Annotated in this window: 22 protein-coding genes and 1 tRNA gene; 10 read left to right on the forward strand and 13 right to left on the reverse strand. The window is 33.3% G+C overall.

From position 1 onward, the window contains the following. The first annotated feature begins 63 nt into the window (after nt 1–63). The 6 genes from ABY285_RS01575 (at nt 64) to ABY285_RS01600 (ending at nt 4,487) form a co-directional block, all read left to right on the forward strand. The gene (locus tag ABY285_RS01575) at nt 64–1,101 is read left to right on the forward strand and encodes an asparaginase (RefSeq protein WP_372766364.1); all 1,038 of its coding nucleotides are present in this window, start codon (nt 64–66) and stop codon (nt 1,099–1,101) included. Nucleotides 1,102–1,397: 296 nt separating this feature from the next. Continuing rightward, a complete protein-coding gene (locus ABY285_RS01580) occupies nt 1,398–2,144 on the forward strand; it encodes a MotA/TolQ/ExbB proton channel family protein (protein WP_372766314.1) in 747 nt (248 codons plus the stop codon). Between the two features lie 5 nt (nt 2,145–2,149). After that, entirely contained in the window at nt 2,150–2,614 is a 465-nt protein-coding gene (locus ABY285_RS01585; RefSeq protein ID WP_372766316.1) for a hypothetical protein, read from the forward strand. 7 nt (nt 2,615–2,621) lie between these two features. Continuing rightward, nucleotides 2,622–3,236, forward strand: coding sequence for an ExbD/TolR family protein (locus tag ABY285_RS01590; RefSeq protein ID WP_372766319.1), 615 nt, complete (start codon nt 2,622–2,624; stop codon nt 3,234–3,236). A 9-nt stretch (nt 3,237–3,245) separates the two neighbouring features. Then, nucleotides 3,246–3,716 carry an ExbD/TolR family protein gene (locus ABY285_RS01595; RefSeq protein ID WP_372766321.1) on the forward strand — a complete coding sequence of 157 codons (471 nt, stop codon included), beginning with the start codon at nt 3,246–3,248 and terminating at the stop codon, nt 3,714–3,716. A 135-nt stretch (nt 3,717–3,851) separates the two neighbouring features. After that, the gene (locus ABY285_RS01600) at nt 3,852–4,487 is read left to right on the forward strand and encodes a porin family protein (RefSeq protein ID WP_372766323.1); all 636 of its coding nucleotides are present in this window, start codon (nt 3,852–3,854) and stop codon (nt 4,485–4,487) included. Here ABY285_RS01600 and ABY285_RS01605 read toward each other — a convergent pair. From ABY285_RS01605 to pyrH, 6 genes are all read right to left on the reverse strand, one after another. Beyond that, a complete protein-coding gene (locus tag ABY285_RS01605; protein WP_372766325.1) occupies nt 4,475–5,086 on the reverse strand; it encodes a hypothetical protein in 612 nt (203 codons plus the stop codon). The genes ABY285_RS01600 and ABY285_RS01605 overlap by 13 nt on opposite strands. 14 nt (nt 5,087–5,100) lie before the next feature. Further along, nucleotides 5,101–6,567, reverse strand: coding sequence for an RNA polymerase factor sigma-54 (rpoN, locus tag ABY285_RS01610; protein WP_372766327.1), 1,467 nt, complete (start codon nt 6,565–6,567; stop codon nt 5,101–5,103). Nucleotides 6,568–6,643: 76 nt separating this feature from the next. Next, on the reverse strand, nt 6,644–8,077 hold the full coding sequence (gene asnS, locus ABY285_RS01615; RefSeq protein WP_372766330.1) for an asparagine--tRNA ligase: 1,434 nt from the start codon (nt 8,075–8,077) through the stop codon (nt 6,644–6,646). Between the two features lie 112 nt (nt 8,078–8,189). Continuing rightward, the gene (locus tag ABY285_RS01620; RefSeq protein WP_372766332.1) at nt 8,190–10,565 is read right to left on the reverse strand and encodes an RND family transporter; all 2,376 of its coding nucleotides are present in this window, start codon (nt 10,563–10,565) and stop codon (nt 8,190–8,192) included. Between the two features lie 272 nt (nt 10,566–10,837). After that, the gene (gene frr, locus ABY285_RS01625) at nt 10,838–11,395 is read right to left on the reverse strand and encodes a ribosome recycling factor (protein WP_372766334.1); all 558 of its coding nucleotides are present in this window, start codon (nt 11,393–11,395) and stop codon (nt 10,838–10,840) included. A gap of 25 nt (nt 11,396–11,420) precedes the next feature. Then, the gene (pyrH, locus tag ABY285_RS01630) at nt 11,421–12,128 is read right to left on the reverse strand and encodes a UMP kinase (protein ID WP_372766336.1); all 708 of its coding nucleotides are present in this window, start codon (nt 12,126–12,128) and stop codon (nt 11,421–11,423) included. Nucleotides 12,129–12,361: 233 nt separating this feature from the next. Here pyrH and ABY285_RS01635 point away from each other — a divergent pair, with 233 nt between their 5' ends. Continuing rightward, nucleotides 12,362–13,693, forward strand: a complete 1,332-nt coding sequence (locus ABY285_RS01635; RefSeq protein WP_372766338.1) for a sugar MFS transporter — start codon at nt 12,362–12,364, stop codon at nt 13,691–13,693. Between the two features lie 80 nt (nt 13,694–13,773). On the opposite strand, the gene tsf is transcribed toward ABY285_RS01635, so the two are convergent. From tsf to polA, 5 genes are all read right to left on the reverse strand, one after another. Next, nucleotides 13,774–14,739, reverse strand: coding sequence for a translation elongation factor Ts (gene tsf, locus ABY285_RS01640; protein WP_372766340.1), 966 nt, complete (start codon nt 14,737–14,739; stop codon nt 13,774–13,776). Nucleotides 14,740–14,787: 48 nt separating this feature from the next. After that, entirely contained in the window at nt 14,788–15,540 is a 753-nt protein-coding gene (gene rpsB, locus ABY285_RS01645; protein ID WP_372766342.1) for a 30S ribosomal protein S2, read from the reverse strand. A gap of 175 nt (nt 15,541–15,715) precedes the next feature. Beyond that, nucleotides 15,716–16,102 (reverse strand): 30S ribosomal protein S9, encoded by a 387-nt coding sequence (rpsI, locus tag ABY285_RS01650; protein ID WP_372766344.1) that lies wholly within the window; start codon nt 16,100–16,102, stop codon nt 15,716–15,718. Between the two features lie 2 nt (nt 16,103–16,104). Continuing rightward, nucleotides 16,105–16,560: a 50S ribosomal protein L13 gene (rplM, locus tag ABY285_RS01655; protein WP_372766346.1), complete on the reverse strand. Its 456-nt coding sequence runs from the start codon at nt 16,558–16,560 to the stop codon at nt 16,105–16,107. Between the two features lie 269 nt (nt 16,561–16,829). Continuing rightward, nucleotides 16,830–19,664, reverse strand: coding sequence for a DNA polymerase I (polA, locus tag ABY285_RS01660; RefSeq protein WP_372766348.1), 2,835 nt, complete (start codon nt 19,662–19,664; stop codon nt 16,830–16,832). A 161-nt stretch (nt 19,665–19,825) separates the two neighbouring features. Here polA and ABY285_RS01665 point away from each other — a divergent pair, with 161 nt between their 5' ends. Further along, a complete protein-coding gene (locus ABY285_RS01665; protein WP_372766350.1) occupies nt 19,826–21,037 on the forward strand; it encodes a metallophosphoesterase in 1,212 nt (403 codons plus the stop codon). Between the two features lie 84 nt (nt 21,038–21,121). Beyond that, a complete protein-coding gene (locus tag ABY285_RS01670; RefSeq protein ID WP_372766352.1) occupies nt 21,122–21,421 on the forward strand; it encodes a thioredoxin family protein in 300 nt (99 codons plus the stop codon). Nucleotides 21,422–21,490: 69 nt separating this feature from the next. Here the strand turns inward: ABY285_RS01670 and ABY285_RS01675 are convergent, their stop codons facing one another. Both ABY285_RS01675 and ABY285_RS01680 read right to left on the reverse strand, forming a co-directional pair. Next, nucleotides 21,491–22,135, reverse strand: coding sequence for a polysaccharide deacetylase family protein (locus ABY285_RS01675; RefSeq protein WP_372766354.1), 645 nt, complete (start codon nt 22,133–22,135; stop codon nt 21,491–21,493). 63 nt (nt 22,136–22,198) lie between these two features. Continuing rightward, the gene (locus tag ABY285_RS01680; RefSeq protein WP_372766356.1) at nt 22,199–25,291 is read right to left on the reverse strand and encodes a DUF2723 domain-containing protein; all 3,093 of its coding nucleotides are present in this window, start codon (nt 25,289–25,291) and stop codon (nt 22,199–22,201) included. Between the two features lie 171 nt (nt 25,292–25,462). On the opposite strand from ABY285_RS01680, the gene ABY285_RS01685 reads away from it, so the two are divergent. Continuing rightward, nucleotides 25,463–25,533: transfer RNA gene (locus tag ABY285_RS01685), tRNA-Gln, on the forward strand. Nucleotides 25,534–26,417: the final 884 nt, after the last annotated feature.

The following is a 26,417-nucleotide window of genomic DNA, read 5'->3' on the forward strand; positions in this document are numbered from 1 at the left end:
TTAATGTGTTTTTTTTTGGTAAATTTACATCATAAATTATTCCAAAATTCAGGAACAGACAAAATGGCAAAAATCCCTAATATCCTCTTAATTTATACTGGCGGAACCATAGGTATGGTTAAAGATTATAAAACAGGAGCTTTAAAAACATTCAATTTTGATAAACTTTTAAAGCATATTCCGGAACTTAACCAATTGAATTGCGCCATAAAGAGCATTTCACTCGACGAGCCTATTGATTCCTCAAACATGAATCCGGATAATTGGGTTTTCATTGCAGAAATAATTGAAAAAAATTATGAGCAATTTGATGGATTTGTAATATTGCACGGTTCAGACACCATGTCTTATACGGCTTCTGCAATAAGTTTTATGTTTGAAAATCTCTCAAAGCCCGTCATTTTTACGGGTTCACAATTGCCCATAGGCGATTTAAGAACCGACGCCAAGGAAAATTTAATTACTTCTATTGAAATTGCTGCTTCTCAAGAAGATGGAGCGCCAATCATTTCGGAAGTCTGTTTATATTTTGAATACAAATTATATCGGGCAAACAGAACCACAAAAATTAATGCAGAACATTTTGAAGCATTCACTTCGCCTAATTTTCCTGCATTGGGAGAAAGCGGGGTTCATTTAAAATTTTATAAACAATTAATTTACAAACCAAAGGAACTTAAATCATTTAAGGTCAGAAAGAGATTAGACAATAATATTGTGATATTAAAAATTTTTCCCGGAATCACTGAAAAAGTTGTGAGCAGTATTTTGAATATTGAAGGATTAAAAGGGGTAATTTTAGAAACATTTGGTTCAGGGAATGCACCCACTGATAAATGGTTCATTAATTTAATGAAAGAAACAATTGATAAAGGAATTCATATAATAAATGTAACCCAATGCATAGGAGGAAATGTAATTATGGGGCAATATGAAACCAGTATTGCGTTAAAAAAAGTTGGAATTATTAATGGCGGAGATATAACTACGGAATCTGCTTTGGCAAAACTTATGTATTTATTGGGCGAAAATATTCCTAAAAATGAATTTAAATCAATTTTCGAAACCCAACTTAGAGGTGAAATAAGCGCATTTGAGTGAATTTTTTGTACTAAAGTCGGTGTTTATCAATTATCTTTTTAATATTTTATCTTAAATCACGATTTTTTTGCTGATTCAAAAAAAAACTAACAACTAAAAAAAAATCATTTTAAAATTGTTATAAAATTTTTACAACTCAACATTTTTTTGTTACTTGCCATACGCAAAAGATGTCTAAACGTAGAGGTATTTAGATAAGTTATTGACTTTAAAATCTTTCTCTTCGATGACTTGTTTGTTTTGTGAAAATTATTATATATTTAACCCGTGAAATTAATAAATTAACTATTTAGACAATGAAAAGATTATTTACTATCCTTGCAATTACAGGATTATTGTTATTTGGAGCAGCACCTAAAGCTATTGCACAAGATGCCGCAAAAACTGAACAAGTTGCTGACGCAACCGAATCAAAAACATTTCATCAAGAATTAAAACAACGTTTTATTGAAGGTGGACCTTTCTTTATGGGAATTGTATTGGTAACCTTAATATTAGGGTTGGCAATTGCAATTGAAAGAATTATTTACCTTAATATGGCGACTACTAACACGAATAAATTAGTTAGTAATGTTGATGAAGCATTATCTTCAGGTGGAGTAGAAGCAGCAAAAGAAGTTTGTAGAAATACTAAAGGCCCTGTTGCATCCATATTTTATCAAGGATTAGACAGAATGGATGAAGGTGTAGAAGCAGCTGAAAAAGCAGTTGTGGCTTATGGTGGAGTTCAAATGGGACTATTGGAAAAAAATATTTCTTGGTTATCTTTATTTATTGCTTTGGCGCCAATGCTTGGTTTCATGGGTACTGTAATCGGAATGATTAGTGCTTTTGACTCTATTCAGGCTGCAGGAGATATTTCTCCAACAGTTGTTGCCGGTGGTATTAAAGTGGCCTTGTTAACAACCGTATTTGGTTTAGTTGTAGCAATTATTCTCCAAGTTTTTTATAATTATATTATCTCTAAGGTAGATAGCATTGTAAATAATATGGAAGACGCTTCAATTTCACTAGTTGACCTTTTGGTTAGACTTAAAAAATAATAATCATGGATGATAAAAAATCAAAAATATTAACTTACGTTACAGGTATAATTGGATTAATAGGTTTCTATTTTTTCGTTAGAATTGTAATGGAGGGTGATGACCCAATAACTGAAAGTGCTGATTTACAGGCAAGCATTTTGTCTCCATTTATATCATTTGCAATATTTTTATTGATTGCGACTGCTGCGATTTCGGTAATTTTTTCATTGCTGAACATGGCCAAGCATCCAGATGTGTTAAAAAGAACATTGCTGGGAGTTGCCGTTATGGCCGTTTTATTAGTGTTAGCTTACTTTTTTGCTACTGATGAGGCTGTCACTGACGGAATGGGAAAAATAATAAAAGGCGGTGAAGCCGGAAGTGTTTCTAAATGGGTAAGTGCTTTAATTAATTACAGTTTTATTTTAGGGTCTATTGGTTTAGTATTCTTCTTATATGACTTTGTAAAATCACTTGTAAAAAATTAATTAAATTATGGCAAGAAGAGAAAATGCAGAAATTAATGCTGGTTCAATGGCAGACATTGCGTTCTTGCTTTTAATATTTTTCTTAGTAACTACAACTATGGACGTAGATTCTGGGATTGCACGTAAATTGCCTGAAAAAACAGATGAGCAATCCGATGTAATTGTAAAAGAAAAAAACGTTTTGGATATTGTTGTTAATAGAAACAACCAGTTGTTAGTTGAAAACGAATATGTAAAAGTAACAGACGTGAAACGTTTGGCTATAAAGTTTATAGATAACGGAGGTGGATTAGGAACTCCGATTGATGATAAACCGGGAGAACCATGTGATTATTGCGGCGGAGATAAGGATCCAAACTCATCGGATCATCCATCAAAGGCCGTTATATCTTTACAAAGCGATAGAGGCACAACTTACGGTATGTATGTGTCAATTCAAAATGAAATTGAAGGTGCATATAACGAGTTGAGGAATAAACTGGCTGTAAAAAGGTATGGAAGATCCTATGACGCTTTACTTCAAGATTATAATGATAATCCTACAGAAAGTTTAAAAGTGAAAATTGATGATTTGAAAGATAAATATCCTCAAATCATAACTGAACCTGAACCGATAAAATAATATCAGAATATGAGTAAATTTAAAAAAAAGAAAAAAGGAACGCCTGGAATTTCTACGGCATCTTTACCTGATATTGTATTTATGTTATTATTCTTTTTTATGGTATCTACTACCATGAGGGAAACAGATTTATTAATAAAAAAGCCTGCACTTCCTGTCGCTAGTGAAGTGAAAAAGTTAGAACATAAAAGTTTGGTAAGCACTATTTATATCGGTAAATCAAAAGATGCTAGAATATCTGGAGATAAAATTCAGGTAAATGATAAAATTATCGATGTTAATGATGTTCCAAGTTTTATCTATTCTGAAAGAGCTTTAAGACCAGAAGAAGATGTTAAATTTATGACGACTTCTATTAAAGCTGATAAAGAAGCCAGTGTAGGTACAGTTATAGATATTAAAGAGCAATTAAGAGATATTAATGCCTTGAAAATTAGTTTTTCAACTTCAAAAGGCACAGATTTATCGAAGAATTTCTAGTAACTATTAGAATGTATAATTCTAATAAAAATAAAAAAGGCAATCATAATTTTATGATTGCCTTTTTTATTTTTATAAAGTACCTTTGTTAGTATGGGTAAGTATTGTTTAATATTTTTTTTTCTGCTTTGCTTTGTGAAACCACAAGCTCAGGTTAATAATGATTCAATAATTGATTTAAAATATTTAGAAGATCAGTTATACCTGTCATTAACCTATTCCATTTTAAATAACAAACCTGCTGAAATTTCGCAAAATGGGTTTTCAGGCGGATTTTCTATGGGGTTCATAAAAGATATTCCTCTAAATGAACAGCGAAATGTTGGACTTGGTATAGGAGCAGGATATGCCTATAAAGTTTATGTGCAAAATTTAAAAATATCCAGAGACAATCAAACAACAGTATTTGAACTTGCCGAAGATTATAAAACGAATAGATTGGGAATTAATGCTATAGAAATGCCGATTGAATTGAGGTGGAGAACTTCTACGCCGCAAAAATATAGTTTTTGGAGAGTTTATGGTGGTGTAAAATTCTCATACTTAGTGGGGTATAAAACTAAATTTGGGGATGCAGACGTTCTAAAAACCACTAAAAATATACCAGAATTAAATAGAATTCAATATGGCGTAATATTGGCGGCAGGATATAGCACCTGGAACATTTACTGCTATTATGGTTTAAGCCCTTTATTTAAAAATGCTATTTTTGAGGGGAAGAATCTTGATTTAAAAGATATTAATATAGGTTTGAAATTTTACATCATGTAAATAATGTAAACAATAAACTGTGAAGCTACACCAACCACATACCCCAATATAACCTCATTTAACGTATGTGCCTGAAGCCTTAACCTGGCAGAGGCTATTAATCCACTTAAAACAAATAATAGTGCCATAAGTGGTATTAAATTTATTTTATAGAAATAACTAAAATAAAATAAAAATCCTATTAATCCGGTAATTGCCAAGGTATGCAAACTTATTTTTAGTTTTAAGTATAAAAATAATGATGTGAATATTAAACTTAAGCCATAACCAATAAAAAGTAAAGCCAAAAGATTTACTATTGATGATTTGTATAGCCAATTTCCAATGATAAAGGAGATGGAAATAAATAGCAATGTGGGGAATTTCCGCTCTTCAATAGTAATCATATGGTAACTGTTTATCATCCCAAAACGTTTTAAAAGAGCAAGCAACAACAAAGGAAATATATAGGTGCCAATAAAAATGACAATTAAAATAGTATATTCTTGTGGTTTAAAAATGAATTTCGGGATGAAAAGAAAGAATAAAAGGGTGCCAATTATGGGAAAATTTATGGGATGAAAAAAATAGGAAATAAATTTTGAAAATTTTATTGTCATTTTAAGGCTTTTTGCTAAAATATTTTTCTTAAACGTGCAACTGGGATATCCAATTGTTCTCTATATTTTGCAATGGTTCTTCTTGCAATAGGATATCCTTTTTCTTTTAAAATAAGTGCCAGTTTATCATCCGTTAGCGGTTTCTTTTTATCCTCTTCTTTAATAACGGTTTCTAATATATTTTTTATTTCTCTTGTTGAAACATCTTCTCCTTGATCATTTTTCATAGATTCAGAGAAAAACTCTTTAATTAATTTTGTCCCGTAGGGTGTTGACACATATTTGCTGCTTGCCACACGAGAAACGGTTGAAACGTCCATATCTATTACATCTGCAATATCTTTTAAAATCATAGGTTTTAATTTGCGCTCATCACCTGTTAAAAAATATTCTTTTTGATGTTGCATTATAGCGTTCATATTTAAAAGCAATGTTTGCTGACGTTGTTTTATGGCATCTATAAACCATTTGGCCGCATCAAGTTTATGCTTTATAAACATAACAGCTTCTTTTTGGGATTTCGATTTTTCACTCGAATCCTTGTAGCCACGCATTAAATTATTATATTCATTTGAAACATGAAGTTCTGGTGCATTTCTCGAATTAAGTGTAAGTTCCAGCTCTCCTTCAACAATCCTAATGGTAAAATCGGGTACAATTTGTTCCGTTACTTTACTATTGCCAACAAAGGAACCTCCCGGTTTAGGATTTAGTCGCTCAATTTGTTTTATGGCATCTTTTAACGCTTCTTCGGAGACATGAAACTTTTGTAATAATTTGACATAATGTTTTTTGACAAAATGATCAAAACCATTTTCTAAAATATCGATAGATAAGTTTATGCTGGGTTTTTCGTCTTTTCGCTTTAATTGCAAGATTAAGCATTCTCTTAAATCGCGAGCTCCAACTCCGGCTGGATCTAATTGGTGTACAATTTTCAGCAATCGTTCCAATTCTATTTCGGTCGTAAAGATATTTTCTGTAAAGGCCAAATCATCTAAAATATCGACCAAATCTCGCCTGATATAACCGCTGTCGTCAATGCTTCCAATCAAAAAATCAGTAATAATTTCCTCTTCTTCCGTTAAACGGTAAGTATTCATTTGATTTTTTAGATGTTGCGTAAATGAAGGACCGGAAGCAAAAGGAATATCCTTTTCTTCATCATCTGACGAATAGTTATTGGCTTGTGTTTTATAGTTTGGAATTTCATCGTCACTTAAATATTCATCTATATTAATATCTTCAGTGTTTATGCTTTCATTCCCGGAATCGTCATACTCATCATAAGAGTCGCTTAACTGTGAGTTTTCATAATCATCAGTATTTTCATCCTCGATTTCTAAAGCCGGATTTTCCTCTAATTCTTGTTTTAGGCGTTGTTCAAATTCTTGCGTCGGCAATTGAATCAACTTCATGAGTTGAATTTGCTGTGGAGACAGCTTTTGCGATAATTTGAATTGTAAACCCTGTTTAAGCATAAATTAGGATAGCTTTTTATAAAAATACAAAAAAACACAGCATTAATTGCATGATATTTTTTTTGGCAATAATTAATTAAAATTCCGCGTTTTGCGGAGTTCTTGGATATGGAATAACATCTCGAATATTGCCCATTCCTGTTGTAAATTGAACCAATCGTTCAAATCCAAGTCCGAATCCGCTATGGACAGCTGTTCCAAATTTTCTGGTATCCAAATACCACCATAATTCTTTCTCGTCAATTCCTAGCTCCAGCATTTTTTGTTGCAAAACATCCAAACGTTCTTCTCGCTGGCTACCACCAACAATTTCGCCAATTCCCGGAAATAAAACATCCATGGCTCTAACGGTTTTTCCATCATCATTTAAACGCATATAAAATGCCTTTATTTTTGCCGGATAATCAAATAAAATTACTGGGCATTTAAAGTGTTTTTCAACCAAAAAACGTTCGTGTTCGCTTTGAAGATCGGTGCCCCATTCATTAATTAAATACTGAAATTTTTTCTTTTTGTTTGGAGTTGAATTTTTTAAAATATCAATTGCGTCGGTATAACTTACACGTATAAAATTATTTTCAACAATGAACTTCAGTTTTTCTATAAGTGGCATTTCACTGCGTTCCAAAGCCGGTTTCGATTTTTCTTCATCGGCTAACCTGTCATTTAAAAATGCCAAATCGTCCTTGCAGTTTTTTAGAACATAGGAAATAACCGATTTAATAAAATCTTCTGCTAAGTCCATATTATCATCTAAATTATTAAAAGCAACTTCCGGCTCAATCATCCAAAATTCGGCCAAATGACGTGTTGTATTCGAGTTTTCTGCCCTAAAAGTTGGACCGAAAGTATATACCTTTCCCAATGCCATGGCATAGGTTTCAGCTTCTAATTGACCTGACACTGTTAAATTCGTTAATTTTCCGAAGAAATCTTTAGAATAATCAATTTTTCCTGCTTCATTTCTTGGCGGATTATTGGCATCAAGCGTCGTAACGTTAAACATTTCTCCAGCGCCTTCAGCATCAGAACCTGTAATTATCGGTGCATGAAAATTGTAAAATCCATTTTTGACAAAATATTTATGCACAGCAAAAGACAATGCCGAACGTACACGCATTACGGCACTAAACGTATTTGTTCTTATTCGTAAATGCGCATTTTCACGTAAAAATTCTAAACTATGTTTTTTGGGTTGAATAGGATATTCTTCAGGGTTAGAGTCGCCTAAAATTTCAATTTTGGAAACCTGAATTTCAACTTGTTGCCCCTTTCCAAGGCTTTCTATTAATATTCCTTTTATTGAAATTGCAGCACCTGTTGTAATGCGTTTTAAAATGCGTTCATCAGTATTCTCAAAATCAACAATACATTGAATTGTATTAATTGTTGACCCATCATTTAATGCAATAAAACGATTTGCCCTAAATGTTCTAACCCAACCTTTAAGGTTTACTTCTTGTAAAAAATTGGTTGAATTTAAAAGTTCAGCCACATTGCTTCTTGTCATATTTCTAATATTTTAGCCTTGCAAAGATACGTTATCAATTGATAATTGACAATTAACAATTAATAATGAACAATTAAAAAATTCAGAACTTTCAACTTTCAACTATTTACAACTATTTATCTCCAGTTTCATCATCAGGATCAAGAATAGAAAGTGCAGGTTCTTTAAAATCGTCCTTGTTTGCAATTGTTTTTTCTAATGAAAGCAATAGGGAAGGCAATAAAAGTAAGTTTGAAGCCATAGCAAATAATAGTGTTATAGATACCAAACCTCCTAAAGCAATAGTGCCACCAAAACTTGACGCGGTAAAGACTAAAAATCCAAAAAATAAAACGATAGAAGTATAAAACATACTTACGCCGGTTTCGCGTAGGGCATTGTACACAGATTGTTTAATTCTCCAATTGTTTGCTTTTAATTCTTGGCGATATTTTGCCAAAAAGTGAATGGTATCATCAACCGAAATACCAAAGGCAATACTAAACACCAAAATTGTTGATGGTTTTATTGGAATTCCTAAATAGCCCATTAAACCTGCGGTTATTAATAGGGGGAACATATTTGGAATTAAAGATATTAATATCATTTTGAAGGAGCGAAACAAAAACGCCATAAAAATGGCAATCAGAAAAATGGCCAGCGTAAGTGAAATCACCAAATTATTGATTAAATAGTTGGTTCCTTTTAAAAACACCAATGCTTTACCTGTCATAGAAACTTGATAATTTTCTTTGGGAAACTCTTTGTCAATTTTTTGTTGCACTCGCTCTTCAATAATTTCCATTTTATCCGTCCCAATATCCTTCATAAATGTTGTTATTCTTGCATATCTGCCTGTAGAATCAACATAACTATTTAGTAAATTGGTATTTGAAGTTGCGTTTTTGGCATAAGACAATATCCAGTTTTTTTCCTGGTTGGTAGGTAACTGATAAAATTTCGGATTGCCTCCGTAAAAAGCTTGCTTTGAGTACTTTACAATATTTAGAACTGAAATTGATTTTGACAATTGGGGAATTTCATCAATAGTTTCTTCCAGTTCATTCATTCGCTTCAAAGTACCCAAATTCATGACGCCTTTTTCTTTTTTGGTATCAATTATTATTTCTAAAGGCATAATACCACCAAATTCTTCTTCAAAAAATACAATATCTTTATAGAATTGCTCGCCTTTTGGCATATCTTCAATGATACTCCCTGAAACTTTTATCATAAAAATTCCAATCATACTGACAATAATCAACACAATTGTTACTGCATAAACTGAAATTCTGTGATTTCTAACAATAGACTCCATCGATTTAACAATAGTATCAATCCATCTTCGTTCCAAATGTTTCAGGTGTTTTTCTTTTGGCAATGGTAGAAAACTATACACGATGGGTACAATGAATAAAGCAACTAAAAATATCCCTATAATATTGATTGAAGCTACAATCCCAAATTCTTTTAAAAGTTGGCTTTTTGTGAAAATAAATGTTGCAAACCCTGAAGCTGTTGTAACATTTGTCATTAACGTGGCATTTCCTACTTTTGAAATAACCCTTTGCAAGGACTTCGCCTGGTTCCCATGCTTCTTTACTTCTTGTTGGTATTTGTTAATTAAAAATATGGCATTTGGGACACCAATTACAATAATTAAAGGCGGAATTAACGCCATTAAAACCGTAATTTCATAACGAAATAAACCGATAAATCCGAATGCCCATGTGACACAAATACTCACTACCAAAAGCGTTATCATGGTCGCTCTTACGGAACGGAAAAAGAAAAAGAAAATTAATGCGGTAACTGCCAAAGCCAAACCAACAAAAAGTCCAATTTCATCAATAATATTTTGGGCATTCATGGTACGGATGTACGGCATGCCGGAAACTCTTACATTAATATTGTTTTCTGCTTCAAATTTCTCAACAGCAGGATTTAATACGTTGAAAACAAAGTCTTTACGCGCAGCTGTATTTACAATATCCTTCTTTAAATAAATAACAGATCTAATAGTTCCTGTTTTTTTATTGAATAAGATATTGTCGTAAAATGGCAGATTTTCAAAAAGTTCGGTTTTGATTTTTAATATTTCTTCCTTGGTTTTTGGGACATCTTCATAAAGAGGTACAAAATCAAATTTTTCTTCTTTTTTATTTTTTTTCAGTTCTTTAATATCGCCAATGCCAACCGTAAAATCTACCTCTGGATAATGGTTTAACTCCTTTGTTAAGTTATTCCAGTCAATGAATTTTTTTGGCGTAAACAGGGTTGAATCTTCAACTGCTAAAATGATAAGATTGCCTTCTTCACCAAAAAGTTTTAGAAATTTATTATATTCAACGTTAACTTTATGATTTTCTGGAAGTAAATTAGCTTCTGTGTAAGAAAAACGCATGTACTGCATTTGTGAAGCTAAAAAATAGGTGATGGCGGCTATTACAACTAAGATGATATATCTTCTTTTTAAAATAAACCGAGAGAGACTTGACCAAAAATCCATTTAAAAAAATTTTTGCAAAGGTATAAAAATAGTTCGTGCTATAAGTATTTGATTTTTAAAATCCCAGACTAATTTTGTAGGATATTTTTAAGGCCAAATTACCCATTCGGGGCTTGTAAAGGCACAGTATCTGTAAAATGTGCTTAATCCGAAACCTTTAAACAGATGTTTAAATGCTAAACTACTTTCAAAATAGCCGTTTTAAACTTTAAAAAAGCACTCTTAAGAGTGCTTTTATTTTTTTTGATAAATTTAACTTTTAGAAAAAAAAATTAAACTTTCATTATTTCTTGATCTTTATTTTTATAATGATTGTCAACTTCAATAATAAAGTCATCTGTTAATTTTTGAATGTCAATTTCGGCGTTTGCCTTCATGTCTTCAGAAGCTTCTTCTATTTTTTTAATTTCACTCATGGCTTCTCTACGACCGTTTCTGATGCTCACCTTAGCAAATTCAGTGGCTGCTTTTGCCTGTTTGGAAAGTTCTCTTCGTCTTTCTTCTGTCAAAACAGGAACATTAATAATAATGATGTCACCATTATTCATCGGGTTAAATCCTAGATTGGCAAGCATAATCGCTTTTTCGATGCCCTGTAACATATTTTTTTCCCAAGGCTGAACGGTAATGGTGTGTGCATCCATGGTGCTTACGTTTGCAATTTGCGCAAGAGGCGTTTGGGAACCATAGTAATCAACGGTAACATTTCCCAGCATTGCCGGGCTTGCTTTTCCCGCCCTGATATTTCTGAACTCTTTTTCTAAATGCAGAATGGCATTTGCCATTAATTCTTTTGTGCTGTCTATAATAAAGTCTAATTCCTCATTCATAACTTGTTAACTATAAATTATACGTTTATTTATCAACTTTTGTTCCAATAGTTTCTCCTGAAATCACTTTTTCCAAATTACCTTCCTTATTCATGTCAAAAACAATAATAGGCAAATTATTTTCCTGGCTCAAAGTAAATGCCGTTGTATCCATTATTTTTAATCCTTTCCTTAAAACGTCTTCATAGGTAATGGAGTCGAATTTAATGGCGTCTTTGTTTATTTCCGGGTCAGAATTGTAAATTCCGTCAACACGGGTGCCTTTTAAAATAACATCTGCACCAATTTCAATGGCCCTCAAAACGGCAGCTGTATCTGTAGTGAAATAAGGATTTCCGGTTCCTCCTCCAAATATTACCACACGTCCTTTTTCCAAATGGCGAACTGCCCTTCTTTTGATAAAGGGTTCTGCAACTTGTTCCATTTTAATGGCTGTGAGCAGTCTGGTTTTTATACCTATTGCTTCAATGGCGCTTTGTAAGGCCAAACCGTTAATAATGGTGGCAAGCATACCCATATAATCTCCCTGAACCCTGTCAATGCCATTACTGGCTCCAGAAACACCTCTAAAAATATTTCCGCCTCCTATTACAATGGCGACTTCTATACCGTTTTCAACAATTTTTTTGATTTCTTCAGCATAGGCCGATAAACGTTTTGGATCTATACCGTATTGGCGATCACCCATAAGTGCTTCACCACTTAATTTTAGTAGAATTCTTTTATAAGCCATAATTTATTTGAAAGTTATGCAAATATATGAAATACTTTATAAGTAGGAAGGCAATGTTGCATAGGAATAAAAATAACAAAATTATAAAAGAATACATTTTTTCCATATAAAAATCAACCTTAAATTTTATATTGGTTTTCTTCAAAATATTGCTTAAAATGTTTTAAGATAAATGTATTGTTTTAAAAGAAAATACGATAAATTTAAAATTTTATTCATAAAATTTATTAACTATGTCAAATACGGTAAGTTCAACCACCAATGCAAAAAACAATTCATTTGTTCCAATTCTTATTATAGCGGGATTATTTTTTATTTTCGGATTTGTAACCTGGATTAATGGTGCGTTAATTCCTTTTATGAAAACCATAAACGAGTTAACGACTGCGCAATCCTATTTGGTGGCTTCTGCATCTTATATTTCTTTTGTGGTTATGGCTTTGCCAGCATCTTATATTTTAACTAAAATAGGGTATCGGAAAGGAATGTCATTGGGTTTATTTGTGATGGCAATTGGTGCATTGCTTTTCATTCCTGCTGCAGAAGCAAGAACGTATTGGGTGTTTTTAGCGGGAATTTTTATTCAGGGTTTGGGAATGACTTTGTTGCAAACAGCTTCAAATCCTTACATAACCATTTTAGGTCCTATTGAAAGTGCAGCAAAACGAATTGCAATTATGGGAATTTCAAATAAAGTGGCGGGCGCTTTAGGCTCCCTTATTTTTGGCGCAATTTTGTTATCGGGAATTGATGAAATAAAGGACAAACTAAGTATCGTTAGCGATGATGAAAAATCTCAGTTGTTAGATGTTATGGCTGATAGCGTTGTGATTCCCTATGTTGTCATGGCGGTAATGTTAGTGGTGTTGGGTATTTTAATAAGACGTGCGCCACTACCACACGTAGAAGCAGAACCAATTGAGGAAACAAAAGAAGGGAAAACAACCAAAACAAGTATTTTCCAATTTCCACATCTATGGTTGGGCGTTTTAACGCTTTTTGTTTATGTGGGTGTAGAAGTTATTGCTGGTGACACCATTATTGCCTATGGAATTTCTTTAGGGTTTCCTGCCGCGGATGCCAAATTCTTTACCACTTATACCTTGTTGGCAATGGTTGCGACATATGCACTGGGTATATTTTTAATTCCTAAATACATCAATCAGGCTTTCGCATTGAAAGCAAGTGCCATATTAGGAATTGTATTTACTTTTGGGATTGTATTTTCTTCAGGATATGTGTCAATATTATTTGTGGCTTTATTAGGTATTGCAAATGCATTGGTTTGGCCTGCAGTTTGGCCTTTAACTTTAAAGGGATTAGGGAAATTCACCAAAACAGCTTCCGCGTTATTGATTATGGCAATTTCCGGGGGGGCAATTATTCCACCTTTATACGGAAGATTTGTTGATGGGACTAAGGCCGATTTGATTGCGAAGGGAATAAATGAGGCTTCTGCTTCTGCGCAAGCGGCAACAACTGGCTACTGGATTTTACTTCCTTGTTATTTAATCATTTTATATTATGCATTTGCAGGGCATAAATTGGGCTTGAAAAAAGGATAAATGAAAAACCATTCAGTAAGGATATTTAGAACAAAAAAAACTCGCTTAAAGCGAGTTTTTTAAATTTATGTAGTGTGCAATTACGCTAAAGAAACTCTTTTAAAATCGGTTACTGTAACACCAATAGTTTTTACGTAATCCGCAACAGTTAATTTATCGTCCTTGATAAAAACTTGGTCAAGAAGACAAAGTTCTTGGTCTAACGTAGTATTGTCAGAAATAAACCTTTCCAATTTTCCAGGAAGAATTTTATCCCAAATTTGTTCAGGTTTGCCTTCAGCTTTAAGTTCAGCTTTTAAATCTTCTTTAGCTTGGGCAATTATTTCATCGGTTAATTGCATTCTAGAAATATAAATTGGCACATGTTTAAGGGTTTTTCCCAATCGGCCAAGTTCAATATTCTCTTTTTCTATCACTGCAATTCTTGCTTCAGTTTCAGAAGCAACAAAATTTGGATCGAAATCTTTGTAAGATAAAGTAGTTGCGCCCATTGCGGCAGCTTGCATAGAGACATCTCTTGCAACAACACTTGCGCCATCAACGTTTTCGGATAATGCAACTAACGAAGCAATTTTATTACCTGCGTGAATGTAAGATCCCACAAATTTACCAGTCACTTTTTCAAAAGCGCCTATTTCCAATTTTTCACCAATAACACCAGTTTGCTCAATTAATTTTTCAGCAACGGTCATTCCTCCAAAATCAGCATTTAAAAAGTCTTCTTTTGAATTATAGTTATTTGCTATTTCAGCAAATTTAGTTGCTAAAGCAACAAAAGAGTCGTTTTTTGCAACAAAATCTGTTTCGCAGTTTAATGAAACGATAACACCTTCCGTATTGTCGTCATTAACATTAGCGATAACAGCACCTTCTGATGAATCTCTGTCAGCTCTGTTTGCAGCAACTTTTTGTCCTTTTTTACGTAAAATTTCAATTGCTTTATCAAAATTTCCCTCCGCTTCAACAAGTGCATTTTTGCAATCCATCATGCCGGCTCCGGTCGATTTTCTTAAATTATTTACTTCTGCGGCTGTAATTTTTGCCATTATTTTATAATTTTTGTTGAATTTTAAAATTCAACGGTGATACATTAATTATTTTGTTTCTTTAACTTTAACTTCAGCTACTACTTCAGCATCAACAGTTTTATCTTTTGTTGTTTTTCTGTCTGCTAAACCTTCTGCAATTGCATCAACTATAAAGCCTAAAACTTTATTGATTGATTTTGAAGCATCATCATTTGATGGAATAACATAATCTAAACCTCTTGGGTCAGAGTTTGTGTCAACCATTGCGAAAATTGGAATATTTAAGTTTTTGGCTTCAGCTACTGCAATGTGTTCTTTTTTAACGTCAATTACAAAAATTGCACCTGGCAAACGAGTCATATCAGAAACAGAACCTAAGTTTTTTTCTAATTTTTCTCTTTGACGGTTAATTTGTAATTTTTCTCTTTTTGAAAGTGCATCAAAAGAACCATCTAATTTCATTCTGTCAATAACTGTCATTTTTTTAACAGCCTTTCTAATAGTAACAAAATTTGTCAACATTCCGCCAAACCATCTTTCAGTGATGTAAGGCATGTTGATACTGGCAGATTTTTCTGCAATAATTTCTTTTGCTTGTTTTTTTGTAGCAACAAAAAGGATTTTTCTGCCTGAGTTTGCGATTTTTTGAAGTGCTTCAGCAGCTTCTTCAATTTTTGCAGCGGTTTTGTAAAGGTCAATAATATGAATTCCGTTACGTTCTCCGTAAATGTATGGAGCCATATTTGGGTTCCATTTTCTTGTTAGGTGACCAAAGTGTACACCTGCGTCTAATAATTCTTTAATTTCAATTTTTGCCATTTTGTAATTTAGTTTACGTTCCGTTGAGCTAGCAATAGGTAAGTAGCGGAAACCCGATCTTACCTATTTGGATGCTAAACTTTTGTCAATCATTGACTGATCAACGACAACTTTGTTATTAATTTTAATTTCAATGAACCACCAAAAAATTTGGTGTAACAATTCAAGTAAACGATTAACGTTTTGAGAATTGGAATTTTTTTCTTGCTTTCTTTTGACCGAATTTTTTACGTTCAACCATTCTTGGGTCTCTTGTAAGCAATCCTTCTGGTTTAAGTATTAGTCTGTTTTCAGGATTTAACTCAACCAAAACTCTTGAAATCGCCAAACGTATAGCTTCCGCTTGTCCGGTTATTCCGCCTCCAAAAACAGTTACTTTAATGTCAAATGAAGTTACGTGATCTGTTAAATTAAGCGCCTGTAAAACTTTATACTGTAAAGCTGCTGTTGTAAAGTAGTTTTTAAATTCTCTTTTATTGATAGTAATGTTTCCAGTACCGTCAGAAACATAAACACGAGCAACTGCCGTTTTTCTTCTACCTATTTTGTGTATTGTTTCCATTATTATTTTAGATCGTTAAGGTTAATGGTTCTTGGTGTTTGAGCTGTTTGTTGGTGCTCAGTACCTGCATAAACATATAAATTTCTGAAAAGGGCGCTTCCTAATTTGTTTTTAGGTAACATTCCTTTTACTGCTTTTTCAATAAGACGCGTAGGGTCTTTCTCGAATACTTCAATAGCAGTTAACGATCGTTGTCCGCCAGGATAGCCAGTGTGACGAATATAGGTTTTGTCACCCCATTTTTTACCTGTTAGATTAATTTTTTCGGCGTTGATAACAACTACATTGTCTCCGCAATCTACGTGAGGCGTGTAATTTGTTTTGTATTTACCTCTAATTAGCATCGCTATTCTAGAAGCTATACGACCCAACGTTTGGCCGTCTGCATCAACCAATACCCACTCCTTAGTAACGGTATTTTTGTTAGCTGATACTGTTTTGTAACTTAATTTACTCACAATTAAATTCTTTGTTATAGTTAAACATTCATTTTTCTCCCTAAAAAGGGAGTGCAAATGTACAAACTATTTTAGTGATAACAAACAGTGTTTTTAAAAAAGTTTATTTGTTGAATCGTTTAACTGTTGAATCGTTGGGTAGCTTCAAAGTTTAAAAGTTAAAAGTCACAAATACAGAATGTTGCAGTGTTTCTGATTCTCAAAGTCGAAAGTCAAAATTTGCATTCCTGAAATTTCTCACTATTCCATTTTCAGCCACAATTAAACAATTAATGTGCTTCCAGCCAGTTTTTTCCTTCACCCAGTTCAACGGTTAACGGAACAGCAAGGGTAAATGCATGTTCCATTTCCTGTTTAATTTTTGGTTCTAAATCGTCAAGTTCATCTTTATGAACATCAAAAACCAACTCATCATGAACCTGCAATAACATTTTCGATTTATAATTTCCGTCATTCAGCATCTTATAAATATTAATCATCGCAATTTTAATAATATCGGCGGCACTTCCCTGAATAGGGGCATTTACGGCATTTCGTTCATCTCCGGCTCTAACAACAGCATTTTGTGAATTGATGTTTTTCAAATATCGGCGACGCCCTAAAATTGTTTCCACATAACCTTGCTCACGGGCCAATTCCATTTGACTGGCAATAAATTCTTTTAATTTTGGAAATGTTTTGTAGTAATTGTCTATCAGTTCTTTTGCTTCGGTTCTTGATTTGTTTAATTGTTCGGCTAATGTAAAAGCACCTTGTCCGTAAATAATGCCGAAATTTACAGCTTTTGCCTCACCACGTTGTGTCCTGGATACTTCATTTAAAGGAACCCCGAAAATTTTAGCAGCTGTCGCAGCGTGAATGTCTTCCATATTTTTAAAAGATTCAATCATACTCTCATCATTGCTCAAAGCAGCAATAATACGTAGCTCAATTTGAGAATAATCGGCAGACACTAACGTATAATTTTCATCTCTGGCAACAAAGGCTTTTCTTACCTGACGACCGCGTTCCGTTCTCATAGGAATATTTTGAAGGTTCGGGTTGACGGAACTTAACCTTCCTGTTGCAGCAACAGCCTGGCTGTAGGTGGTGTGAATTCTTCCTGTTTTTTTATTTATTTGATTTGGCAACGCATCAACATAGGTGTTTTTTAATTTTACCAATCCGCGCCATTCTAAAATGTCCTTTACAATTTGATGTTTTGCTGCCAATTTTGATAAAATTTCTTCACCGGTTGCATATTGTCCGGTTTTGGTTTTTTTAGGCTTGTCAACTAATTTTAAATGGTCAAACAAAACATCGCCCAATTGTTTTGGGGAGGCCAGATTAAACTCGATAGTAGCTTCTTTGTAAATCTGCTTTTCTAAATGTTGAATATCTTCAGTTAATTTTTCCGAAAGGGAATTTAAAAATTCGGCATCCACTTTTATTCCTTCCAACTCCATTGCTGCCAATACGCGAAGAAGTGGCATTTCAATGTCATTAAAAAGTTTGGCAAGGTTTAATTCGCCCAATTCTTTTTCGAAAAAATCTTTAAGCTGAAAGGCAACATCGGTATTTTCAACCGCATATTCCGTTTGGTTTTTGAGATCTAATTCACGAATGGAAATTTTATTTTTTCCTTTTTTTCCAACAAAAGCGTTTATATTAATAGGTTTGTAATTTAAATAAGTTTCAGAGAGCACTATTAAATCATGGCGCATATCAGGATTTATTAAATAATGCGCCAACATAATATCAAACAATTTCCCTTTGATTTCAATTTTGTGATTGCTTAAAACTTTAACACTATTTTTTAGGTCGTGGCCAATTTTTTCTATGGTTTTATTTTCAAAAAACGGACGAAATTCTTCTAATATCCCTTGTGTTTCCTCCTTTTTTTCAGGAAGAGACACATAATAACCCTTTCCTTTTTCGTAAGAAAATGCGATACCTGCCAAATCGGTTTCAAATAATTCTTCCCCAATGGTTTCTATGTGAAAACTAACCGACTTTTGGGTCAATAATTTTTCGAGAAGCAGTTTTCTGGAGAAACTGGAATTTACAGATTGGTATAAATGATTTGTGTTTTCGGTGGTTTTATCTCCTGCGGAAAAGGTGTCATTTGGGGTAACATTTTCTGATGTTGAAAATAAATCGAATTGATGTTCTGCTGTAGGTAGCTGTTTATTAGAATCAACTATTTCATCTTCTTTCTGAATGCTTTTTGTTTCAGAAGGCAATTTAAAAATAGTATTGAGGCTATCGGCAATTCTTCTGAATTCCAATTCTTTTAAAATTTCATTTACCTTTTCAAAATCGGGATGATTTAACTCATAATCTTTTTCATGAAATTCAACCGGGCAATCCAACATAATAGTTGCCAATTTTTTGGAAAGCAAGCCCAGTTCTTTGTTTTCTTCAACTTTTTCCCTCATTTTACCTTTTAGCTCATGGGTATGCTCCAAAAGATTTTCCATACTGCCGTATTCTTTAATAAATTTTTTGGCAGTTTTTTCTCCAACACCCGGCAATCCAGGAATATTGTCAATGGCATCTCCCATCATTCCAAGGAAATCAATCACCTGTTCCGGACGTTCAACTTCAAATTTTTTCTGAACTTCGGGAATTCCCCAAATCTCAATACCATTACCCATTCGTGAAGGTTTGTACATAAATATATTCTCGGAAACGAGTTGGGCGAAATCTTTATCTGGCGTTACCATGTACGTTTTAAAACCCTCTTTTTCAGCTTGTTTTGCAAGTGTGCCAATTAAATCATCGGCCTCAAAACCTTCTTTTTCAATAATTGGAATGTGCATGGCTTCCAAAATTTTATGAATATAAGGAATCGCAATTTTAATGGCTTCAGGCGTTTGTAAACGGTTCATTTTATATTCCGGAAACGCTTCAGACCGCATAAGGGAACCGCCATTGTCAAAAGCAACGGCCAAATGATCTGGCTTTTCGCGTTTTATCACATCAAGTAAAGAATTTGTAAATCCCAATATGGCCGAAGTATCCATTCCTTTTGAATTTATTCTCGGGTTTTTAATAAGCGCATAATAACCGCGAAAAATTAAGGCGTAGGCATCTAAAAGGAAAAGGCGTTTTTGTGTTGACATTGTTTCAATATAAGCTATAAATAATTTGAGTAAAAGTACTAAAATCAATTTTAACATGATATTAATTATCTTGTAAAACTAATGATGAGGAGAAACTGTTAAACCCTCTTAATTTTTTCTTCATTATTTTAACAATGATAAAATAGAATTAATTTTGCTTTATGATACGTTGGATTATTTTTGTGGCATTTATTTTATTCGTGGATTTTTATGCTTACCAAACCATAAAAACACTCACTAAAAATAAAATTGTTAAGATTCTTTATTGGGTAGTATCCATTGGTATATTAATCAATTTGGTTTATAAATTATTGGTTTTTAATGATTCCAGAGGATTGACACAACCTATGATGTTGGCTTTCGGGTTGCTTATTTTATTCATTATGCCAAAAATTATTATGTTGGCGGTTTTGTTTGGAGAAGATGTTTTCAGGGTTTTTAAAGTTTTTTTTAATTACTTTTCAAAGGCAGAGTCAAAAACATTTTTGGCAGATAGAAGGGCATTTGTGAGCAAAGTTGCTTTGGCGCTTGCGGCAATTCCGTTTACTTCTGTTTTGTATGGAATGGCTCGCGGAAAATACAATTACCAGGTCATAAACCACACTTTGTATTTTGATGATTTGCCCGAGGATTTTGACGGGTTTAAACTCACTCATATTTCTGATATTCACAGCGGAAGTTTTGATGATGCCGAGAAAATAGATGCAGGTATTGAATTAATTAATGAACAGGACTCCGATTTAATTTTATTCACAGGAGATTTGGTGAACAATACCGCCGATGAAATGATTCCATGGATTTCTCATTTTAGCAAATTGAAAGCCAAACTTGGAAAATATTCTATATTGGGAAATCACGATTATGGGGAATATGTTCATTTTAATTCTGAAGAAGAGAAAAGGAAAAATTTTCAGGACATAAAAGATTTGCATCCTCAAATTGGATTTAATTTATTGTTGAATGACAGTGTTTATGTAGAAAAAGGCGACGATAAAATTGCCTTGGTTGGTGTTGAAAACTGGGGGAAACGATTTAAAAAAGCAGGTGATTTAAATTTGGCTTCAGCAAAAATTAAAAAGGAAGATTTTAAAATTTTAATGAGTCACGACCCATCTCATTGGGATGCCGAAATAAAAAACCATGAAAGTAATTTCCATCTTACTTTAAGCGGCCATACGCACGGAATGCAATTTGGCATTGAAATTCCCGGTATAAAATGGAGCCCGGCACAATATGTTTACGAACAATGGGCGGGTATTTATACAGCGTTAGGAAAATACATCAATGTAAACCGAGGTTTTGGCTTTTTGGCTTTCCCTGGCCGTGTAGGAATTTGGCCTGAAATAACGGTAATTACACTGAAAAAGAAGTAGGTGTCGTTTGTTTAAATAAAAATGTTACATTTGTAGGTATAAGGCATTTATTTTTTAAACATTCCACAAAAAAAATGTTATGTTATGGCAAAATTCGGAGAATTAATTAGTTCAGAGATTCCTGTGTTAATCGATTTTTACACAGAATGGGACGAAGAAACATCTGATGATTTTAATGATATTTTACGAGATGTGGCTGCAGCTCTTGGAGATAAGGCAAAAGTTATAAAAATTGATATTGAAAAAAATGAGACGCTTGCCAATGCGCTCAGAATCAAAGGAATTCCTACTTTTATAATTTATAAAGGAGGGGAAATGAAATGGCGTCAATCTGGTGATCAGGATGCAAATACCTTAATAAGTTTGGTGCAACAGTATTTTTAAGCCGAAGGGTTAAAGTTAAATGTTGATGTTTAAAATTGAAAAGACAGTCTTTTTTCTCTTCTCTCTTTTCTAAATTCTCTCAAAAGAAAACCCTTTAGCAGTATAATATTCCAATACTTTTGGCAATACAAATTGCAGTTTTTCTGAAGCCTTAACGCTGTCATGAAAAACAATGATGCTTCCATTTTGGATATTTCGAATTACATTTTCTAAACATTTTTCATTGGAAACTACAGGGGCAAAGTCGGCACTTAAAACGTCCCACATCACTATTTTATAGCCTTTTTTTCTAATTTTTATTGATTGTTTAAGAGTAAGTCTGCCATAAGGAGGCCTAAAAAGTTTTGAGTTTTGAGTTTTAAGTTTTAAGTTTCCTTCAAAATATTTTTCAGCATCTTCTATGTTTTTGAGGTAATCTGAAGTTGGGTTTTTCCAGCCATTTAAATGGTTGTTGGTGTGATTTCCTACAGCGTGTTTTTCTTCAATAATTTTTTGGAATATTTCAGGGTGTTCCGCAATATTTTTCCCGATACAAAAAAAGGTGGCTTTCGCCTTGTATTTTTTGAGTTCATTTAAAGTCCATTCTGTAATTTCCGGAGTCGGACCGTCGTCAAAAGTAAGATAAAGCACTTTATCTTTTGAGGATAAACGCCAAACCCAATTTTTAAAAATAAATTTTAAAAGGCTTGGGGTTTTTATAAAATAGGGCTTCATGAGTTTGGGATTATTTTAGTATCTCAACCTCACCTTCCTAAGCAGGAAGGTGAAGTCAAAACTCTATTCATCTTCATCGCTGATTAAAAAATCAAATAATTTTAGATAACCAACATATTCTTCTTTAAGGTTATTGGCATATTTTTCGTCATCAAAACTAATGGCTGTTTTAATCAACTGGTCATACATTAATAGGCTGCGTTCAATGTCATTGAAAATGGTTTCAACATTTGATTCATCAAACTGGCTGTAATACCTTAAGTTTTCCTGTAAAACAATTTTTAATTCCGCAGTTAATTTTCTGGCTTTTTCTTTTTTGTCTAATCCATAGTATAAATCTACGTAACCTAGGAGCATGCTGTAATGTCCAAATTTATTTACAGGCATTTTTTCTAAGGAAAGGTCTACAATTTCTTCAGCCTTGTCAAATTTCTTTTCCTCCATTAAAGCTCTAGCCAAACGCTCCATATTATTGCGATAGGTTACCGAGTTTTTTCGTGTTTCTGTATCTAAATAAATGTTATCGTTTGTAATATTCCCCCAATCCCATTTTTTTACATTTTTGTACATGACATCGGTATTAATACGTCCCATTTCGAAGAAATTTCCTTCATCCTTGGTTAAAATTGGTACCAGTTTGTAGGTCATTCCATCCAATTGCAAATAATTTTTCAGCCAAATATATTCCTCATCAGCCTGTGCGCCTCCTGTGAAATAAATAGGTTGTTTCCAATTGTTATTAGCCAATATGTCGAGCATTAAAATTCTGGCTTTTGTAAGAGCGCCATTAAATTGAATATCAATATAAGGTACAATAAGAGCGGAATCTTTTTGGGCAACAATGCCGTTTTTTAAAACCATTTCTTTATCAACAGGAATTCTGATTTTGTTCGTTGGCAATATTTTTTCGTTAATGCCGTCATCATCTAAATCGTAGTAAGTAATGTCCTGGTCGCTTTCAATCCATTTCATAAAATATTTAATATCCACCACAGAATCTTTCAATTGCGGAATAATTTCAGGAAAATAATAGGCAACATCCAGCGTTCCCCACTTGTATTTATCGTGGGTTAATTGCGACGGAATAGGGGCGGCCTCATAGGTTTTTCGCTTCATCTGATCAATATACCAATCAGTTTGAAAAAGGCTGGTATTAATCAATTTAATGTCAGTTCTGTAATTTTCAACTTCCTGCATATACCAAAGCGGGAAAGTATCATTGTCACCAATAGTAAATAAAATTGCGTTTTCTGCACAAGAATCTAAATAAGCCGTAGCATTTAGGCGAGAAGTATAGCGATTTGACCGGTCGTGGTCGTCCCAATTCTGAAAAGCCATCAGCATAGGAACAGCAACCAAGGCAACAAGCGTAACCGCAATGGCAACCAAGTTTTCTGTGGCGTATTTTTTTAATTTTTCAAACAAAGCCAACACCCCAAATCCTACCCAAATAGCAAAAATATAGAACGAACCTACCACTGCATAATCACGTTCTCGAGGTTCAAATGGTCTTGGATTGGTATAAAATATGATAGCTAAACCTGTGAAAATGAAAAAGAGAAATAAGATATAAAAATCGTTCTTGTCTTTTTTAACATGAAAAAACAGGCCAATAATTCCCAGCAGAAAAGGAAGAAAATAATAGGTGTTTCTGCCTTTGTTATCGAGTACATCAGAAGGTAAATCCGTTTGTGAGCCCAATCTAAATTCGTCAATAAATTTAATGCCGCTCAGCCAATTTCCATTTTGTAAATCGAGGTTCCCTTGTTCATCATTTTGCCTTCCAACAAAATTCCACATAAAATACCTGCCATACATATAACCAAATTGAAAATCGATCATATATTTTATATTTTCAATAAAAGAAGGTCGGCTTTTGCTGCTTTGTGGGATACCGGCAATGGCTTTATAATTTTTAATTACGGAAGCATCGGTATTTACCATTCTTGGGATAAATCCTTTGTGTTTGCTACTCCAATTTGTCAACGCGTCTTTGTAATTATTTACAATAATATATTTACCGGCTTCTTCATCCTTTTCATATTTCGGTTTGTCGTCTTTTGTTGGATTGCTTTTGTCGGCTTCCCTGTCGTAAATAATGGAATAATAGGTGTCATAAAAAACATTGGTGTCTCCATATTGTTCTCGATTGTAATAGGCCAACAATTCGCGGGCGCTTGACGGATTATTTTCATTAATGGTGGTATTGGCATTTGCTCTAATAGGAAGCATCGTCCATGATGAAAAGCCAATCATTATAAATAGCACAGAAAGGATAATCGTATTTACTTCAACCTGCTGTTTTTTTCGCGTGTATTGCAATGCAAAGTAAAAAAAGGCAATTAATAAAATTGCTGCAATAATACTTCCCGAATTAAATGGCATTCCCATTGAGTTCACAAAAAATAATTCTAAAGCACTGAAATATTTTAGTGTAAATGGAAATAAAAATTTAAAAACAAGCAACAATACAAGTACTGCTGCAATATTGGCAACGACAAATTGCTTAAAGTTTAAATTTTTATATTTTTTGAAGATATAAAGAAATACAATGGAAGGGATTACCAGCAATGATAAAATATGCACGCCAAATGACAATCCGACCACAAAACTAATGATGAGGAGCCATTTATTTCCTCTAGGCTGATCCATTTCCGCTTCCCAGCGCAATCCCAGCCAAAATAAAAGCGCCATTAAAAATGAAGACATGGCGTAAACTTCCGCTTCCACCGCACTAAACCAAAAACTATCTGAAAAAGTATAGGTTAAAGCGCCAACAACAGCACTTCCTAAAATTGCGATTGAAGTACTTTTGGTTAATTCTGAGCCACTATTCACTAATTTTTTAGCCAATATGGTGATGGTCCAAAACAAAAATAAAATGGTGAACGCGCTGGCCAATGCCGACATAAAGTTTACCATTTTTGCAATTTCTGTCACATCACCTGTAAATAAAGCAAAAAACGCACCCAACATTTGGAATAAAGGCGCTCCTGGCGGATGGCCAACCTGAAGTTTTACGGAAGTGGCGATATATTCGCCGCAATCCCAGTAACTCACTGTAGGTTCGAGTGTTAATATATAGGTTATTAAGGCTATTGCAAAAGTAAACCATCCAAGAATGGTGTTCCATTTAGTAAAATTGAAAGCGTTCATATTAAATTTTTAAACCGAAGCGAATTTAGTAAAATAAAAATTAATTATGGAAAGTTATGATGATATGCAATGCTAAATAACTCTTAAAGTGTTTTTAAAGGAAGTTTTATAAAAAAACACTTCAAATTATTTGCCGAATTAAAACTTTAGGCTAAATTTGCACCCGCAAAATGACCCATGGTGTAATGGTAGCACTCCGGTTTTTGGTATCGTCAGTCAAGGTTCGAGTCCTTGTGGGTCAACTAGCAAATTAGATATTCCCTTATAAATTAATACTTTATAAGGGTTCTTTTTTTATAGCACCCCTGTCAGCACCCCCGAACTCTAATTTTAAAGCAAATAATTCAACTTTGAAGGTTGTGGTGTTGCACAAAATTACAAAAATTCAATTATCGGTTTAAATTTTTTTTACTTTTTTTAAAGATACTAGATATGAAAAGTGGAAATAAGAATATTTTATTGCATTTGGACTGTTATTTTTTACAGTAAAGAAAGTTTTTTTAAGCCCCAAAATCTACCTTACAAATAACAGGTTTTAAGCAGGGTTTAATTCGCTTATAGTGACATACTCTAAATTATCATAAGCTATTAAATAACAACACTTTAAATCGTTCTCTAATACTAATAACTAACGCATGATGTTATGCATTAGAATTTGTAATGGTGAACTGAATCACAAGGCGTGTTGCAGGTTGAATCGGCAATAAAAAAAGCTAAAAGTTGACAGAAAATGCTGCTAAAAATGACCCCGTACCCGATTTGAAAGACGTTTTCGGTTTGAAATTCGCAGACCTTAACGGTATCATCAGACCCGCCGCTTCTGATACGCAATACTTCTATTTTAAAGCATCACAATAGTCATTACACTTCACTAAAAACTAATTAATATCAATTAAATAACTGATAACAATCATTAAATACCAACATCATTATTGACTTATGTCATTAGAATTCAGCTATTTGAACACTAACTTTAAGTAAGAATTTACAATCTTCCTCTCAGGTATACTCCAAATAATTGCTAAATGCAGAAACTTTAAATTTAATATATTATGAAAAAGAAACTTAATCTGTGCTTATTTGCACTAGTAATTGGGCTTGCATTTTTATTGCAAAATTGCTCAAA

This window comes from Lutibacter sp. (assembly GCF_041555395.1).
Lineage (GTDB): Bacteria > Bacteroidota > Bacteroidia > Flavobacteriales > Flavobacteriaceae > Lutibacter.